Here is a 14,405-nt window from a genome sequence, read left to right on the forward strand (position 1 = left end):
TCAGAGCACTCCCATCAGCGGGCCGCCGGGCAGCGGCACCCCGAGCAGGTTGTCGAACACGGCATAGGTGACCAGGGAGATGACGGCCGCGATGAGCGGATCCCGGTCCAGGCGCCGGCTGCCGAGCGCGTACGCCGCGCCCCAGAACAGCAGGGCGCCGGATATGGGGAAGCCGAGCGGTTCGATCAGGACGGCGGCGCCGAGGAACACCCCGGCCAGCAGCAGCACCGTGCGCCAGTCGGCGGGCTCCGACAGGTCGATGTCCTCGCCGCCCTCGGCCTGGCCCCGGCCGCCGCGCAGCACGTCCACCGCGAGCAGCGCCGCGACCAGCAGCAGACCGCCGCCCACCACCACCGGCACGGTCCTCGGGCCGACCGGCCCGCGCTGCGCGATGTCGACGTCCATGGTGAGCGCGTCGGTCAGGACCAGGACGCCGAGCGCCAGCAGCAGGACACAGACGCCGAGCTCGGAGTGGTCGCGCAGCCAGGAGCGGCGTGCGTCGGCGGCTGCCGGGGGAGTGCCGGTGGTGTCCGTCTCCGTGGTCACAGGCCCAGCTCCTTCAGTACCGACACCACGCGCCTGTCCTGGGCGTCCAGGAAGTCGCCGAACGCGTCGCCGGTGAGGAACGCGTCGTCCCAGCCGTGTCGCTTCATCGACTGCCGCCACTGGGGCGAGTCGTGCAGCTCCTCGATCAGCCGGGTGAGCTTGTCGCGCTCGGCCTCGGTGAGACCGGGCGGGGCGACGATGCCGCGCCAGTTGGTGAAGTTCACGTCGTAGCCGGCCTCCCGCAGGGTCGGCGCGTCCAGCCCCGCCACCCGCTTCGGGCCGGTCACCGCGAGCAGCCGCAGCTCGCCCGCCCTGATCTGGTCCAGGTACTCGCCGACGCCGGACACCCCGAAGGAGACCTTGTCGCCCAGGATCGAGGCGAGCAGCTCACCGCCGCCGTCGAAGGGGATGTAGTTGACGTCCTTCGGCGCGATCCCGGCGGCCTGCGCCATCAGCATCGGCGCCAGATGGTCGGGCCCGCCCGGCGCCGAACCCCCGCCCACCGGCAGCTTGCCCGGGTCGTCCTTCCAGGCCCCGACGAGCTCGTCGATCGTCTTGTACGGGGAGTCCTTCGCGACCACCACGACGTCCTGCTCCTCGGTGAGGCGGGCGATCGGCGTGGTGTCGGCGAGGGTCTTCGGCGCGTCGTTGGAGCGGACGGCGCCGACGACACCGAGCCCCATCGACATCGCGAGCCTGCCGTTGCCGTGCTCGCTCACCAGCCGGCTCAGCCCGACCGTGCCGCCGGCGCCCGGCAGATTGAACACCTCGATGTTGTGGCTGAGCCCGGCGTCCTCGGCGTTCTTCGCGGCCGTCCGCGCCGTGATGTCGTAGCCACCGCCCGGTGTGTTCGGCACCATGAAACGCAGACCAGGGATCTGCGTGCCTGTCTCGCTGCCGCTGCCGGTGGTCAGCAGGGGCGGTCCCACGAGCACGAGCAGGGCCGCCCCGAGCAGGGCGAGCGGGGTGCGCAGCTGCACGAATGCCACCACCTGTCGGTTCGGGTCGAGGGGGGAAGGGTGACCTGGGCCACATCGTGCCCGCGCGGGACGGAGCTGACGCCCTTGCGGAAGCAACGGAAGTTGTGGTCGTAGTGGTCACGGCCCCTGTCACCTTATGGGCACGTCCCCCACACCTCCCTTTCCCGGATGGGACGTGGGCGCCATGATTGTGCGACCCACCGCACAAGGCGGCGCCCCGGCCGCGAGACGCCCGACGTGGCGTCGGCACGAGAAACGAGCGAGACGCCCGGGACGGCGTCGGCACGAGAGAAGAGTCCGTCGTGGTGTTCCGTCGCCATACCCTCGCAGGCGAGATGCTGGTCCTCCAGCTCGCCATCGTCGTGGTGGTGCTGCTGGCGGTCGCGGCGGTCTCGCTCACGCAGTCGGCGGCCACCTTCAACCGCGTCGAGGGCCGCCGGGTCACCGCGCTCGCCGAGCAGCTCGCCGCCAACCCGCTGGTGCGCGACCGCCTCGCGCGGCCCGTCGCGCACGAGGCGCTGGCCCCCCTGGTGAACTCCACCCAGACCCAGTCCGGAGTCACCTCGGTCACCGTCGCCGACGCCGACGGCCGGATCGTCAGCTCCACCGACCCCACGGCGATCGGCGACCCGATGCCGGTGGGCGAGGGCGCCGTCGCGGGCCGCGGCTGGTCCGGCTCACTGACCCTCGACGGCAGCCGCGAGCTCGTGGCCCAGGTTCCCGTGCTCGGCGCGACGACCAACGACAACCTCGGCCTGCTGCTGGGCACCGTCATGATCGGCGAGGCGTCCCCCACCGTGTGGCAGCGCCTCAGCGGCGCCTCCTCCTACCTCCTCGCCTACCTCGGCATCGCCAGCGGCCTCGGCCTCGTCGGCTCCTGGCTGCTCGCCCGGCGCGTCAAACGGCAGACCCTCGGCCTGGAGCCCCAGGAGATCGCCGGCCTCGCCGAACACCGCGAGGCCATGCTCTACGGCATCGCCGAGGGCGTGGTCGCCCTGGACCCCCACCACCGGCTCACCCTCGTCAACGAGATGGGCCGACGACTGCTGGACCTGCCCGAGGACTGCGTCGGCAAGAGCCTCACCGACCTCGGCGTCGAGGGACGTCTGCGTGACGTCCTGGCCGGGGCCCAGGAGGAGGCGCCCCACCAGCGCGACGAGGTCGTGATCCGCCGGGGCCGGGTCCTGGTGATGAACCGCATGACGGTCACCAAGGACGGCCGCCACCTCGGGTCCGTCACCACCCTCCGGGACCGCACCGAGCTGGCCCGCCTCGAACGCGAGATCGGCTCCTTCCGCAGCTCCTCCGAGCTGCTGCGCGCCCAGGCCCACGAGTTCGCCAACCAGCTGCACACCATCTCCGGGCTCATCCAGATCGGCGAGCAGGACGAGGTCGTCCACTACATCCGGGCGCTGAGCCGGCACCGCCACTCCCTGGACGTCACCCTCAGCCGCCGCGTCCGCGACACCGCCGTCGCCGCCCTGCTCACGGCGAAGACCTCGCTGGCCGCCGAACGCCGGGTCGCCCTGCGGATCTCGGACGCCACCAACCTGGACCGGCTCGCCCCCGAGGACGCCGCCGACGTGGCGACCGTCGTCGGCAACCTCGTCGACAACGCCGTGGACGCGGCCGCCACCACGACCGCGTCCGACGACCCCGACCGCTGGGCCGGCGCCGACGCCCGGGAGGCCTGGGTCGAGGTGGAACTGCGCCAGGACGCCTCCAGCGTCGAGATCGTCGTCCGCGACTCGGGCCCGGGTGTGGCCCCCGAACTCGCCCGTGAGGTCTTCTCGCACGGTTTCACCACCAAGGCCGCGCGGGAGGGCGAGCGCGGCATCGGCCTGGCCCTCACCCGCCTGGTCTGCGAACGCCACGGCGGTGAGATCTCGGTGACCAACACCCCCGACGGGGCCATGTTCACCGCCCGCATGACCGTCAGCCACCTCGCCGACGCGGTGGCGGAAGGAGCGACACCATGACCGGCACGAGCAGCCCACCCGGCACCATCGACGTGCTCGTGGTCGACGACGACTTCATGGTGGCCAGGGTCCACCGCACCTTCGTCGAACGCGTCGAGCCGTTCCACGTCGTCGGCGTCGCCAGCACCGGCGAACAGGCCGTCGCCGCCGTCGACGAACTCCGCCCCGACCTCGTCCTCCTCGACCTCTACCTCCCCGACGGCTTCGGCCTCGACGTCATACCGCGGCTGCGTACCGCCGGGCACGACTGCGACGTCATGGTCATCAGCGCCGCCCGGGAGGCCGACAGCGTGCGCGGCGCGGTCCGCCACGGCGTCGTCGACTACCTCCTCAAACCCTTCGAGTTCGAGGAACTGCGCTCCCGGCTCCAGCGGTACGCCGCCCAGCGCGGCCGGCTGCTCACCACCGTCGTCCGCGGCCAGGCCGACGTGGACCGGGTCCTCGCCGGAGCCACCGCCCCGGCGTCGACGGCCGGCGCCCTGCCCAAGGGCATGAGCGTGGAGACCGCCGAGCTGATCGAGGCCACCCTCCGCGCCGCCGACGGCACCCTCTCCGCCACCGAGTGCGCCACCCTCACCGGCATCTCCCGCGTCAGCGCCCGCCGCTACCTGGAGTACTTCCACAGCACCGGCAGCGCGGACGTCTCCCTGCGCTACGGCGTGGCCGGGCGCCCGGAGCGGCGCTACAGCTGGCGCATGTGATTCCTGCGGCCCGCCCCACCCGCGGGCGTCGCCCCGGTCACAGCCCCAGGTGCCGCCGTACGACGTCGACGACCTCCCGCGGCCGGTCGTTGAGGTAGAAGTGACCGCCGGGGAAGACACACAGCTCGGTCGGTCCGTCGGTGTGGTCGCTCCAGGCCCGCGCGTCCGCCACCGGCGTCACGGGGTCGGTGTCGCCGGTGAGGACGGTGATCGGACAGGTCAGCCGGTCGTCGGGGCGCGGCTCGTACGTCTCCAGCGCCTTGTAGTCGCCGCGCAGTGCGGGCAGGACGAGTCGCACCAGCTCCTCGTCCTCGAAGACCTGCCCGTCGGTGCCGCCCAACCGGCGTACCGCCCGGAGCAGTTCGGCGTCGCTGCCGCGGTGCAGCTCGGGGCCGACCCGGACCGCGGACGGCGCCCGCCGCCCCGAGACGAACAGCCGCACCGGCGTCCGGCCGGCCGCCTCCAGCGCCAGTGCCGCCTCGTAGGCGACGACCGCGCCCATGCTGTGCCCGAAGAGGGCGAGCGGCCGGTCGTCGTCACCGGTGACGGCCTCGACGATCCGCTCGGCCAGTTCCCGGACGCTCTCCGACGGGGGCTCGGTGAAACGGTCCTGTCGCCCCGGGTACTGCGCGGCCAGTACATCGGCCGCCGGGGCGAGAGCCAGCGCCATGGGGTGGTAGGCGCTCGCCGAACCACCGGCGTGCGGCAGACACAGCAGCCGCACGGCGGCCTCGGGCGCGGGCCGGTAACGCCGTACCCACGGACCGCTGTTGACCGCTGAGGTCATGGACTCACTCGCATTCCGATTCCTCGTCGCGCCGCCGGCGTCGGCACGCGTTCCAGGACGCCGCCCGCGAAGACGTCGTACAGCGGGAGCGTTTCCAGGTGAACGTAGCCGATGTGGCAGTCGCAGACGGACAGCGGGCAGGGGCGGGGGGCGAGTGCCGAACGGAAGGATCCGTCGTAGAGATTGCCCAGTTCGGTCTTGACGAAGTGACAGCGCCGGACCGTGCCCTCACCGTCCACCGATATGACCGTGGAGCCGGTGCGGCAGGCGCGGCCCGCCGAGCGGTGCGGGTGGCGGCTGAAGGGGAAGAGCGGGTCCAGCCCGGTCCAGAGCGCCGCCTCCTCGTCGGTGTAGGTGTGCCCCTCGGCGGCGTTCACCCACAGATACACCTGCTCCGGCAGCTCCGCGCGCAGTCGCCTGGCGTGCTCCAGGTGCTCGGGCAGTCCGACGATCCCCACGCTGAAGCGGATTCCGCTCCCGGCCAGTCGCAGCGCCTTGCCGAGGAACCGGTCGTACGGGGTCTGGCCGGGGTGGTACGTGCACCACAGGGCCACCGTGGCCGGGTCGGCCTCCGCCAGCCATTCCGTGCGGCAGCTCAGGTTCGTCTGGATCGCCACCCGGTCGATGTGCGGCTCGTGGGAGAGCTCGACCAGGGCTCTGCGGTACCAGGAGCGCACCAGTCCCTCGCCCCACGGCGTGAACAGCACCGAGAGCCGGTCGCCGGTCTGTTCCCGGGCCCATGCGCTGAAACGGTCCAGGGCCGCACGGTCCGCGCGCAGTTGTTCCGAGGAGTCACGGCGCTTGGCGAAAGGGCAGTAGGGGCAGTCGTAGTCGCAGGAGGCGAGCGGGCCCCGGTAGAGGATCGTCAGGTCCATGGGGGCGTCACTTCAGCTCGTACGCGGCCATGGCCGCCCGGACGGCGGGAGAGAAGAACTCGGGACCGATGGCGTCCGAGTGCGCCAGCCCCTCGTCGGAGAGCCTCAGCAGGTCGCTCTCCGTGTCCGCGAGCCAGCCGCGCGCGGCCAGCAGGTCCAGCTCCACCGCGAAGTCCTCGTACGGGTCCGACCCGAACCGCCGCCGGTAGTCCTCGACCGGCAGCCCCCGCGCCTGCAGCAGCGACTGCAGCAGATGGCGACGCCGCGCCTCGTCCTCGTCGACCGCACGACCGTGCAGCGCCCGGCCGAAGTCGCCGGTGGTGGTGTAGTCGTCGATGATCGAGCGGATCTGGCCCATGTTCACCGCGTAGTCGAAGGAGTAGTGCACCTTCGACGTGTACGAACGGGCTCCGCAGCCCAGGCCGATCATGCCGTCGGTCTGGCAGGCGTGGTCGTCCGGGCCCTGCGGCGGAGCGTCCGCGCGGCGGAACATGCGCATGGAGACCTGCTCGTAGCCGTGCGTGAGGAGGTGGTCGCGGCCCTCGCGGTAGCGCCGCAGCCGCTGCTCGTCCCAGTCGCGGTCCGCGAGCTCCGGGTCGGCGTTCCGGCCGAGACCCGTCAACGGCCGCACGTAGAGCGGGTAGAGGTAGATCTCCTCCGGCCGCCACGCGAGGGCCGCGTCCAGCGACAGCCGCCAACTGGCCGCCGTCTGCCCGTCGATGCCGTAGATCAGGTCGATGTTCAGGACGGGGACGGCGGCGTCCCGGATCCGTGACAGCGCCGCCTCCACGTCGGACCGCCGCTGCGGTCGTACGGCCGCGCGCGCCTCCTTGGGCACGAAGCTCTGCACGCCCAGGCTCAGCCGCGTGGTGCCCCGCTCGGCCAGTACGGACAGCCGGTCGGCCGTCGCCGTGGCCGGGGAGGCCTCGACCGACAGCGGGATCGCCCGCAGGTCCGCGCCCATGTGCCGCTCGGCGATGTCGCACAGCCGCTCCAGCTCCGCGGCCTCCAGGAACGTCGGGGTGCCCCCACCGAACGCGGCGTTCGCGAACCGCACCGGCTCCGCGTCCCCTAGGGCCTCCCGCACCGCGATCGCCTGCCGTTCGAGGGCGTCGAGATAGCGGCCGGTCAGCCCGTCGGGCGCGCCGATCCGCGTGAAGAGGTTGCAGAAGCCGCAGCGCACCTCGCAGAACGGTATGTGCGCGTACAGCGACAGCGCCTGCCGTGACTCCCCGGCCCACAGCTGGGCGAGCCGTGGTGCGCCGGGCAGCTTCCGGTACGCCGTCTTGTGCGGGTAGGCGTACACATAGTGCTGGTAGGGGCGAACCGCTGCCCCGGTGACGGCCCTGCCGGCGGCGCCGGCCCCGGATCGGGGCCCGGTCTCGATCACGCTCATGCGGACGGCTCCAGGAAGAAGTGGCTGTAGGGGACGGTCCACACGGCCTCGTGGCCGAGGCGGTGCCCGGTGTAACCGTCCTCGCCGTAGGTGGTCCCGTGGTCGGAACAGACGACGGCGAAGCAGCGCCGCCGTGAACTCATCGCGGCGAAGAGCCGGCCGATGTGCCGGTCGACGTACTCCAGGGCCGCCGCGTGCGTGGCCAGGCTGTCGCCCGCCTCACGGGTGGCGCCCGGCAGATGGAACCAGTTGGGCTGGTGCAGCGCCGAGACGTTGAGGAACAGGAACAGCCGCTGCTCGGCGGGGAGTTGGGACACGACCCGCTCGGCACGGGCCACCTGGGACTCGAAGGACGTCGGTGACGCCACGGAGAACTCCGGTTCCCAGTGGCTCTCCTGGAACAGGTCCGGCAGGACACTGCCGAGCGCCCCCTGCTTGTTGAAGAAGCCGACGCCCCCGATGCACACCGTGCGGTAGCCGTGCGCGGCGAGCCCCGAGACCAGGTCGGGGCTGTCGAAGACGAAGGTGCGCCCCTCGGTGGTCTCGCTGCCGGCGAACCGGCCCGCGAAGAGCCGGGGATGCGGTCCGGGCGCCGCCGGGGTGGGCAGGAACCCCGCGAACATCGCCTGGTGCGAGGCGTAGGTGAAACTGCCGGGCGCGTGCCGCTTCTCCCATGTGCCGCCCGGCAGACGGGCGGCCAGGTTCGGCAGCCGGCCCTCCCGCACGAGCCGCACCGCCACGTCGTACCGCAGGGTGTCGAGGGTGAGCAGCAGCAGGTCGTCCCGGCCCACCACCTCGTTCATGTCGGGCGGCCGGACGGTTCCGGGGGGCCGCTGGGCCGTGTCGGCCCGGTCAGAAGGATGCATGGTCTTTCCTTGCCTGGGGGTGGTGCGAGTGCGTCGGGAGCATCGCGCTCCGCACCGCCGCGAGTTGGGCCGCGTAGGTGTCGAGGCCTTCCGCCGGGCCACCCGGCAGTCCGGTCAGCCGGGGCAGCAGATCGCCGAACGCGTTGACCTCGCCCACCGTGAACCGGCGCCAGCCGATCGCCGGGAGCAGGTCCACACCGACGCACAACGTGTCCGGGAAGCAGGCGGCGGCCCGCTCACAGGTGTTCAGCGCCTGCCGCCAGCGGTCGCCCGCCGCGTCCACGACCGAGGTCAGATCGCCCCGTGCCCCGCCGAGATGGAGGTTCGTCATCGGGAAACGGCTGGTGCGGACGACCGCGTGCGTGGCCCGGCCCGCCACGACCAGCACCCGGAGATCGGCGGACCGGCCCTGCGCGGACGCCTTGGGCAGCCAGCGCTCGATGTGCAGGCCGTCGGCCGCGAGGGCGTCGACGATGCCGGCGATCTCCCGCTCGTCCGAGTAGCGCCGCACCCGCAGGGAGTTGTGCAGCCGCGGCGGGGCGTGCGGGCCGCCGTCGGCCATCTCCACCGAGGTGGTGGCCCGCAGCCGCCCGCCCGCCGACGACTCGACGGCCAGCACACCCGACGCGGAGGAGCCGTGGGCCGGTTTCACGAAGACCCGCGGCATGCCGTGCTCCCGCATCACCGCCCGTACGTCGTCCCAGCCGCGCACCGTGACCGTGTCGCCCGAGGTGGGCGACGGCGGCACCGGGACCCCCGCCGCGGCGAGCCGGGCGTGGCACAGCCGTTTGTCGAACAGCACCGCAAGGTCCGCGGGACCGTCCAGCCGCACCCCGCCCCGCAGGGAGGCCACGGCGGCCAGGAAACGGGTGTACCAGGTGGCCGAGCCCTCCACCCGCGTCGGGTCCTCGACGTCCCGCAGCAGCCGGTCCACCTCGGCGTTCTCACCAGGCGAGTCCAGTCGGACGATCTCGTCGTCGGCGAACTCGTGGCCGCCGTCACGCAGCACGTCCCGCCACTCGACGACCCGTGGCACACCGACGCCGGCCGCCTCGGCCGCCGCGACGAACAGCCCGACCCGACGGTTCTCCCCGTTCCCGACGACCACCCACCTGTACGGGCCCGGCCCCGCGCCCGTCGCACCGGTCCAACCGGCCACACCCATCCCCCTCCACCCGCGCGCGACCAAGCGATCCCGCGACAACCGCCCCAGCGACAACCGATCCGGCGACAGCCGACCCCGCGCCGGCCGATCGGCGACGACCGGCCCCGCGCCCACCGACTACGCGTTCACTCGCCCACCGCGACGAACCGCCACACCGTGCCGTCCTCCTCCTCGTCCGACTCGGCGTCGTCGGCGTCGACGTCGACCTGGACCCCCTCGGCCTCCAGGGAGTCCCGGAGGCGGTCCCGTATCGCCGCGCTGAGGTAGTTGTGGTGCAGGTCCAGGGTGGTGAGGTGGGTGAGCGGCTGACCGGTGAGGAGCGCGGTCGCGCCCTCGTCGGTGAGGACGCCCATCGACACGTCCAGGACGTCGAGGCGGGCCACCACCGGGGCGGCGGCCAGGGCCGCGCAGATGTCGTCCTGCATCTCGCTGTTGCGCAGCGCCAGATGCTTGAGGGCCGGGAGCCGGGTGCCCGCGAGGATCGGCGCCAGGTCGCTCACCTCGGAGTCGCCGCCGTACTCGGAGGTGCCCAGCCACAGGTCCAGCTCGACGAGGGCCGGCAGATCGCTGCCCGCGACTCCCCGGACGGCCGCGACGGGCATGCCGCCGGTCTCCACCGTCAGCCTCCGCAGCCGCTCGTGCCGCAACGGCGGGAAGACGAGCCCCTGGCCGCCGCGCACCCCGAACTCCTCCAGTTCCGGGAAGGCGTGCAACAGCGGGCTCACATCCCCCTGGTTGATCCAGGAGATCTCGCACTCCTCCATCACGATGTCGCCGAGGAACAGCGCGCGCAGCGAGGGCAGCCGGTCCTTCGCCGCCACCAGGGCCGCGACGATCTCCTCGGGGCCGTTGTCGTAGGCGTCGCTCCAGGCGCCCACCACCAGCGCCCGCACCTTCTCGGTGTCGACCGAGGCCAGGAACCGGGCGAACGCCTCCTCCCAGGCCTCCTCGCTGTCGTACGAGTCCACGGCGACGGCCCAGGCCACCGACTCGGGCGCGGGCAGGTCGGCAGCACCCTGAGGGTCCTTCACCGACGTGGGGAAGCGGTGGACCGGCAGGTCGTGGAACTCCTCCAGATGGCTCCCGATGGTCATGTGCGCCCCGCCCCTTCGTTCCATGTCCGTGGACGTGGCCGAGTCCCTGCCCGGTCCGCCCGCTGCGCACCCGGAGCGCACAGCGCCGCCGGGTAGAGGAGTTCTACCAAGCCGCACTGACACCGTGTGCGGCGGACCCCTGTCCTGTGGACGAACACCTGCGCTCGCCCCGGCGAACCGCCGTGCGGGACCGATTGTCAGTGGCTGCCCCTACGGTCGTCTCGTGGCACGGGGAGTGCCCGACGGGAGGGAGAACCATGTACCGGCAAGGAGACGTCCTCATCGCGCCGTTGGCGGAGAGCGCCGTGCCCCGCGGCGCGCTCGACGCCGCGTCGGAGCCGCGCGACAGGCGGGGCCGGCTCGTCCTCGCCCTCGGCGAGGTCACCGGTCACGCGCACGCCGTGGTCGGCCCCGGCCGCCTGATCCGCGAGGCCGACGCGTTCGGACCGATGCTGCTGCACGTGCCGGAGGGCGCCCGTGTCGTCCACGAGGAGCACGCGGCGATCTCCCTGCCCAAGGGCTGGTACCGCGTCGTCCGCCAGCGCGAGTACGTGCCGGGTTCGGTGCGGATCGTCGCCGACTGAACGCATGGGGGAGAGGGCGGCCGTGAGGCACGGCAGCCGCGGGGACAGGCAACGGGATACAGGAGGAACGGCGTGAACGAGCAGGCGAGTTGGCGGGCGGTGGCGGCGGCCACGGGCACGGGCGACCGGGCGCGGACCGAGGCGGGTGTGCGCCTCGCGTACCGGCGGGCGGGGCTGCCGGAGCCCGAGCGGATCGTGTGGGCCCGCTCGCCCCTGGCGGCGGTACGGCTGCTGTCGGGAGCGGCCGTGGAGGACGGCGAGGCGCTCCCCGCGACCGGGGCGAGCGTCCGTGACGCCGTCCGCAACAGACCGCTCGCCGCCGCCCGCGCCCGGCTGCACACCCGGTTGGGCCCCACCGGCTGGAGCGACCACTGGCGGGCGACCGGGGCCGACCTCTGGGAGACCACCCGGCCCCTCGTCGACCGTGTCCGCACCGGTGTCGTCGAGGCGCTGGCCCCCGCCGACCGCAAGGAGGAGACCGGCGTCCGGCTGCTGCTCCTGGACGCGGTCCTGGGCCAGCACGACGCGGCCTGGCTGTCCGCCTTCGACGCCGCCCCCGAGCTGGACGCACTCGCGGAGGTGGCCCGCACGGCCGGCTGGTGGTGGCCGTACGAGAGCGTCGCGGTCGTCGCCGAACGGCCGGTGGAACTGCACCGCGACGAGGCGGGCCGTCTGGACCGCGGCGACGGTCCCGCGCTGGCCTTCGGTGACGGCTTCGCCCTGCACGCCTGGCGCGGGCTGCCCGTCCCCGGTGAATTCCTCGACCGGCTCGCCTCGTTGACCCCGGAGCGGATCCGTGCGGAGGAGAACGCGGAGCTGCGCCGGGTGATGCTCGAGTACCACGGTTACGACCGCTACCTGGAGGAGTCCGGGGCGCAGCCGGTGCACCGCGACGAGACGGGTGTGCTGTGGCGCATAGCCCTGCCCGGCGACGAGGACGTGGTGATGGTGGAGGTCGTCAACTCCACGCCGGAGCCGGACGGCACGAGTCGCACCTACTGGCTGCGGGTGCCGCCCACCACGACCACGGCCCGGGAAGGTGTGGCGTGGACCTTCGGCCTGAGCGCCGAGGCGTACGAGCCGCTGCGGCAGACCTGAGCCCCGGCGCCGTGCTCGGCCCTCACTCGAACCGTGAGGTGTCGCCCGCGCCCTTGCGGATGATCTCGGCCTCGCCGCTGGAGAAGTCGATGACGGTCGTCGGTTCCGTGCCGCAGTCCCCGGAGTCGACCACCGCGTCGACCAGGTAGTCGAGGCGCTCCTTGATCTCCCAGCCCTGCGTCAGCGGCTCCTCCTCGTCGGGCAGCAGCAGGGTGCTGGAGACGAGGGGTTCACCCAGTTCGGCGAGGAGCGCCTGGGCCACCCGGTGGTCGGGGATGCGCACTCCGACAGTCTTCTTCTTGGGGTGCAGGAGCTTGCGGGGCACCTCCCTCGTCGCGGGGAGGATGAAGGTGTAACTGCCCGGTGTCGACGCCTTCACGGCGCGGAACACGTCGTTGTCGACGTGTACGAACTGGCCCAGCTGCGCGAAGTTCTCGCACACCAGGGTGAAGTGGTGACGGTCGTCGAGCTGCCGGATCGTACGGATCCGCTCGATGCCGTCCCGACTGCCCAGCTGGCACCCGAGCGCGAAGCAGGAGTCCGTCGGATATGCGATGAGCCCACCCTGACGAATGCTGTCGGCCACCTGCCCGATGGCGCGCGGCTGGGGGTTGTCGGGGTGCACGTCGTAGTACTTGGCCATTGACCGAGCTTATGCCCAACCCCGACCCGAGCCCCGTGATGGGGCCGCGGGCCCCGAAAAGGGGCGCGGGGAACCGCGACCCGCCGCGACCGACCCGCGGCTGAACGACTGCGCGCGGTCCCCCGATCCCGCCGACCGGCGGTGCGCCTACGCTCCGCTCTCCCGGAGCATGTCCTCACGCTCGACGATCTTCACGCGCTCACGGCCCTGCGGCTCACCGAGCGCCTTCTCCGCGGCGTCGAGCTTGTACCAGCCCTCCCACGTCGTGAAGCGCACGTTCCGGTCCGCCAGGAACGCGTCGACGGCCTCCGGCGCGGGCGCGGACGGCTCGTGCAGCCGCCCGGCCGCGAAGTCGTCCAGGAGGTTGGAGACGGTCTCGTTGGCGTCGCCCTTGGTGTGCCCGATGAGGCCGACCGGACCGCGCCGGATCCAGCCGGTGACGTACGTCGACTGCAGGTGCGCGCCGGTCTCCTCGATGACCCGGCCGCCCTTGTCCGGGACGGTGCCCGTCTCGACGTCCCAGGGCAGCTTGGGCAGCTTGTCCGAGAGGTAGCCGACCGCGCGGTAGACGCCGGTGACGTCCCAGTCCTTGAACTCTCCGGTGCCCTTGACGTTGCCGGTGCCGTCCAGGGCGGTGCGCTCGGTGCGCAGGCCGACGACCTTGCCGTCCTCGCCGAGGATCTCGGTGGGCGACTCGAAGAAGTGCAGGAACAGCTTGTGCGGACGGTCGCCGGTGTCGCGGATCGCCCAGTTCTCCAGTGTCTTGGCGACCATGTCGGCCTGCTTGTTGCCGCGCCGGGTCGCGATGGAGCCCTCGTCGTAGTCGATGTCCTCGGGGTCGACGATGACCTCGATGTTGGGGGAGTGGTCCAGCTCCCGCAGCTCCATGGGGGAGAACTTCGCCTGCGCCGGGCCGCGGCGGCCGAACACGTGGATCTCCAGCGCCTTGTTGGCCTTCAGGCCCTCGTAGACGTTGGCGGGGATCTCGGTGGGCAGCAGCTCGTCGGCGGTCTTGGCGAGGACACGGGCGACGTCGAGCGCCACGTTGCCGACACCGAGGACGGCGACCTTCTCGGCCTCCAGGGGCCAGGTGCGCGGGACGTCCGGGTGACCGTCGTACCAGGAGACGAAGTCCGCCGCGCCGTAGGAGCCGTCGAGGTCGATGCCGGGGATGTCGAGCGCGCGGTCGGCCGTGGCGCCTGTGGAGAAGATCACGGCGTCGTAGAACGCGCGCAGATCGTCCAGGTTGATGTCCGTCGGGTAGTCGACATTGCCGAAGAGACGGATCTGCGGCTTGTCGAGGACCTGGTGCAGGGCGGTGATGATGCCCTTGATGCGGGGGTGGTCGGGGGCCACGCCGTAGCGGATCAGTCCGAACGGCGCGGGCATCCGCTCGTAGAGGTCGATGGACACACCGGGCTCGGTGGCGACGTCGGACTTCAGCAGCGCGTCGGCGGCGTAGATCCCGGCGGGTCCGGCTCCGACAATGGCTACCCGCAGAGGGCGGGGCATGTTCAGGTTCCCTTCGAGCGGAAGAAAAGCGTCTCGCCGGCAACCCTAAACTAAGGCAACCCTTACCAGGTACGCGGGTCGGGTCTATGACCTCATAAGCCGATCTTATGCCACGCGGGGGAATGGACGGACGGCGGGGGAGCCGGGAAGCGGCCGGCGAATGGCCGCGGAACGGCCGC

At 72.4% G+C, this 14,405-nt stretch carries 14 protein-coding genes; 4 read left to right on the forward strand and 10 right to left on the reverse strand.

The features are described from left to right. Window positions 1–546 (reverse strand): tripartite tricarboxylate transporter TctB family protein, encoded by a 546-nt coding sequence (locus tag RM704_RS00465; RefSeq protein WP_033528667.1) that lies wholly within the window; start codon window positions 544–546, stop codon window positions 1–3. After that, window positions 543–1,526 (reverse strand): Bug family tripartite tricarboxylate transporter substrate binding protein, encoded by a 984-nt coding sequence (locus RM704_RS00470; RefSeq protein WP_033528668.1) that lies wholly within the window; start codon window positions 1,524–1,526, stop codon window positions 543–545. The genes RM704_RS00465 and RM704_RS00470 overlap by 4 nt, the downstream gene beginning before the upstream one ends. Window positions 1,527–1,861: 335 nt before the next feature. On the opposite strand from RM704_RS00470, the gene RM704_RS00475 reads away from it, so the two are divergent. Together RM704_RS00475 and RM704_RS00480 are read left to right on the forward strand one after the other, a co-directional pair. Continuing rightward, complete coding sequence (locus tag RM704_RS00475) at window positions 1,862–3,505, forward strand: sensor histidine kinase (protein WP_052146184.1); 1,644 nt, start codon at window positions 1,862–1,864, stop codon at window positions 3,503–3,505. Continuing rightward, a complete protein-coding gene (locus tag RM704_RS00480) occupies window positions 3,502–4,206 on the forward strand; it encodes a response regulator (RefSeq protein WP_033528670.1) in 705 nt (234 codons plus the stop codon). Before RM704_RS00475 ends, RM704_RS00480 begins: the two co-directional genes overlap by 4 nt. A gap of 37 nt (window positions 4,207–4,243) precedes the next feature. On the opposite strand, the gene RM704_RS00485 is transcribed toward RM704_RS00480, so the two are convergent. From RM704_RS00485 to RM704_RS00510, 6 genes are all read right to left on the reverse strand, one after another. Next, window positions 4,244–4,993 (reverse strand): thioesterase II family protein, encoded by a 750-nt coding sequence (locus RM704_RS00485; RefSeq protein ID WP_033528671.1) that lies wholly within the window; start codon window positions 4,991–4,993, stop codon window positions 4,244–4,246. Further along, window positions 4,990–5,868 (reverse strand): STM4011 family radical SAM protein, encoded by an 879-nt coding sequence (locus RM704_RS00490; RefSeq protein WP_033528672.1) that lies wholly within the window; start codon window positions 5,866–5,868, stop codon window positions 4,990–4,992. Before RM704_RS00490 ends, RM704_RS00485 begins: the two co-directional genes overlap by 4 nt. 7 nt (window positions 5,869–5,875) lie before the next feature. Further along, entirely contained in the window at window positions 5,876–7,264 is a 1,389-nt protein-coding gene (locus RM704_RS00495; RefSeq protein ID WP_033528673.1) for an STM4012 family radical SAM protein, read from the reverse strand. Beyond that, complete coding sequence (locus tag RM704_RS00500) at window positions 7,261–8,067, reverse strand: STM4013/SEN3800 family hydrolase (protein ID WP_107072338.1); 807 nt, start codon at window positions 8,065–8,067, stop codon at window positions 7,261–7,263. The genes RM704_RS00495 and RM704_RS00500 overlap by 4 nt, the downstream gene beginning before the upstream one ends. 49 nt (window positions 8,068–8,116) lie before the next feature. Continuing rightward, the gene (locus tag RM704_RS00505; protein WP_192829707.1) at window positions 8,117–9,295 is read right to left on the reverse strand and encodes an STM4014 family protein; all 1,179 of its coding nucleotides are present in this window, start codon (window positions 9,293–9,295) and stop codon (window positions 8,117–8,119) included. A 125-nt stretch (window positions 9,296–9,420) separates the two neighbouring features. Continuing rightward, on the reverse strand, window positions 9,421–10,389 hold the full coding sequence (locus RM704_RS00510; protein ID WP_033528675.1) for an STM4015 family protein: 969 nt from the start codon (window positions 10,387–10,389) through the stop codon (window positions 9,421–9,423). Between the two features lie 257 nt (window positions 10,390–10,646). Between RM704_RS00510 and RM704_RS00515 the strand changes: the two genes are divergently transcribed. Beyond that, entirely contained in the window at window positions 10,647–10,973 is a 327-nt protein-coding gene (locus RM704_RS00515) for a DUF8820 family protein (protein ID WP_033528676.1), read from the forward strand. A 72-nt stretch (window positions 10,974–11,045) separates the two neighbouring features. Further along, window positions 11,046–12,071: a DUF6745 domain-containing protein gene (locus RM704_RS00520; protein WP_033528677.1), complete on the forward strand. Its 1,026-nt coding sequence runs from the start codon at window positions 11,046–11,048 to the stop codon at window positions 12,069–12,071. Window positions 12,072–12,093: 22 nt separating this feature from the next. On the opposite strand, the gene RM704_RS00525 is transcribed toward RM704_RS00520, so the two are convergent. Further along, complete coding sequence (locus RM704_RS00525; RefSeq protein ID WP_033528678.1) at window positions 12,094–12,714, reverse strand: L-threonylcarbamoyladenylate synthase; 621 nt, start codon at window positions 12,712–12,714, stop codon at window positions 12,094–12,096. 147 nt (window positions 12,715–12,861) lie between these two features. Beyond that, window positions 12,862–14,226, reverse strand: coding sequence for an FAD-dependent oxidoreductase (locus RM704_RS00530; RefSeq protein ID WP_033528679.1), 1,365 nt, complete (start codon window positions 14,224–14,226; stop codon window positions 12,862–12,864). Between the last annotated feature and the right edge of the window lie 179 nt (window positions 14,227–14,405).

The sequence above is a fragment of the Streptomyces gottesmaniae genome (genome assembly GCF_031845845.1).
Lineage (GTDB): Bacteria > Actinomycetota > Actinomycetes > Streptomycetales > Streptomycetaceae > Streptomyces > Streptomyces akebiae.

Excerpts from the sequence above, each read along its gene's own strand:
- RM704_RS00475 (WP_052146184.1), top strand. The coding sequence starts at position 1,862 with ATGCTGGTCCTCCAGCTCGCCATCGTCGTGGTGGTGCTGCTGGCGGTC.
- RM704_RS00480 (WP_033528670.1), top strand. The coding sequence starts at position 3,502 with ATGACCGGCACGAGCAGCCCACCCGGCACCATCGACGTGCTCGTGGTC.
- RM704_RS00485 (WP_033528671.1), bottom strand. The coding sequence starts at position 4,993 with ATGACCTCAGCGGTCAACAGCGGTCCGTGGGTACGGCGTTACCGGCCC.
- RM704_RS00490 (WP_033528672.1), bottom strand. The coding sequence starts at position 5,868 with ATGGACCTGACGATCCTCTACCGGGGCCCGCTCGCCTCCTGCGACTAC.
- RM704_RS00495 (WP_033528673.1), bottom strand. The coding sequence starts at position 7,264 with ATGAGCGTGATCGAGACCGGGCCCCGATCCGGGGCCGGCGCCGCCGGC.
- RM704_RS00500 (WP_107072338.1), bottom strand. The coding sequence starts at position 8,067 with ATGAACGAGGTGGTGGGCCGGGACGACCTGCTGCTGCTCACCCTCGAC.
- RM704_RS00505 (WP_192829707.1), bottom strand. The coding sequence starts at position 9,295 with ATGGGTGTGGCCGGTTGGACCGGTGCGACGGGCGCGGGGCCGGGCCCG.
- RM704_RS00510 (WP_033528675.1), bottom strand. The coding sequence starts at position 10,389 with ATGACCATCGGGAGCCATCTGGAGGAGTTCCACGACCTGCCGGTCCAC.
- RM704_RS00515 (WP_033528676.1), top strand. The coding sequence starts at position 10,647 with ATGTACCGGCAAGGAGACGTCCTCATCGCGCCGTTGGCGGAGAGCGCC.
- RM704_RS00525 (WP_033528678.1), bottom strand. The coding sequence starts at position 12,714 with ATGGCCAAGTACTACGACGTGCACCCCGACAACCCCCAGCCGCGCGCC.
- RM704_RS00530 (WP_033528679.1), bottom strand. The coding sequence starts at position 14,226 with ATGCCCCGCCCTCTGCGGGTAGCCATTGTCGGAGCCGGACCCGCCGGG.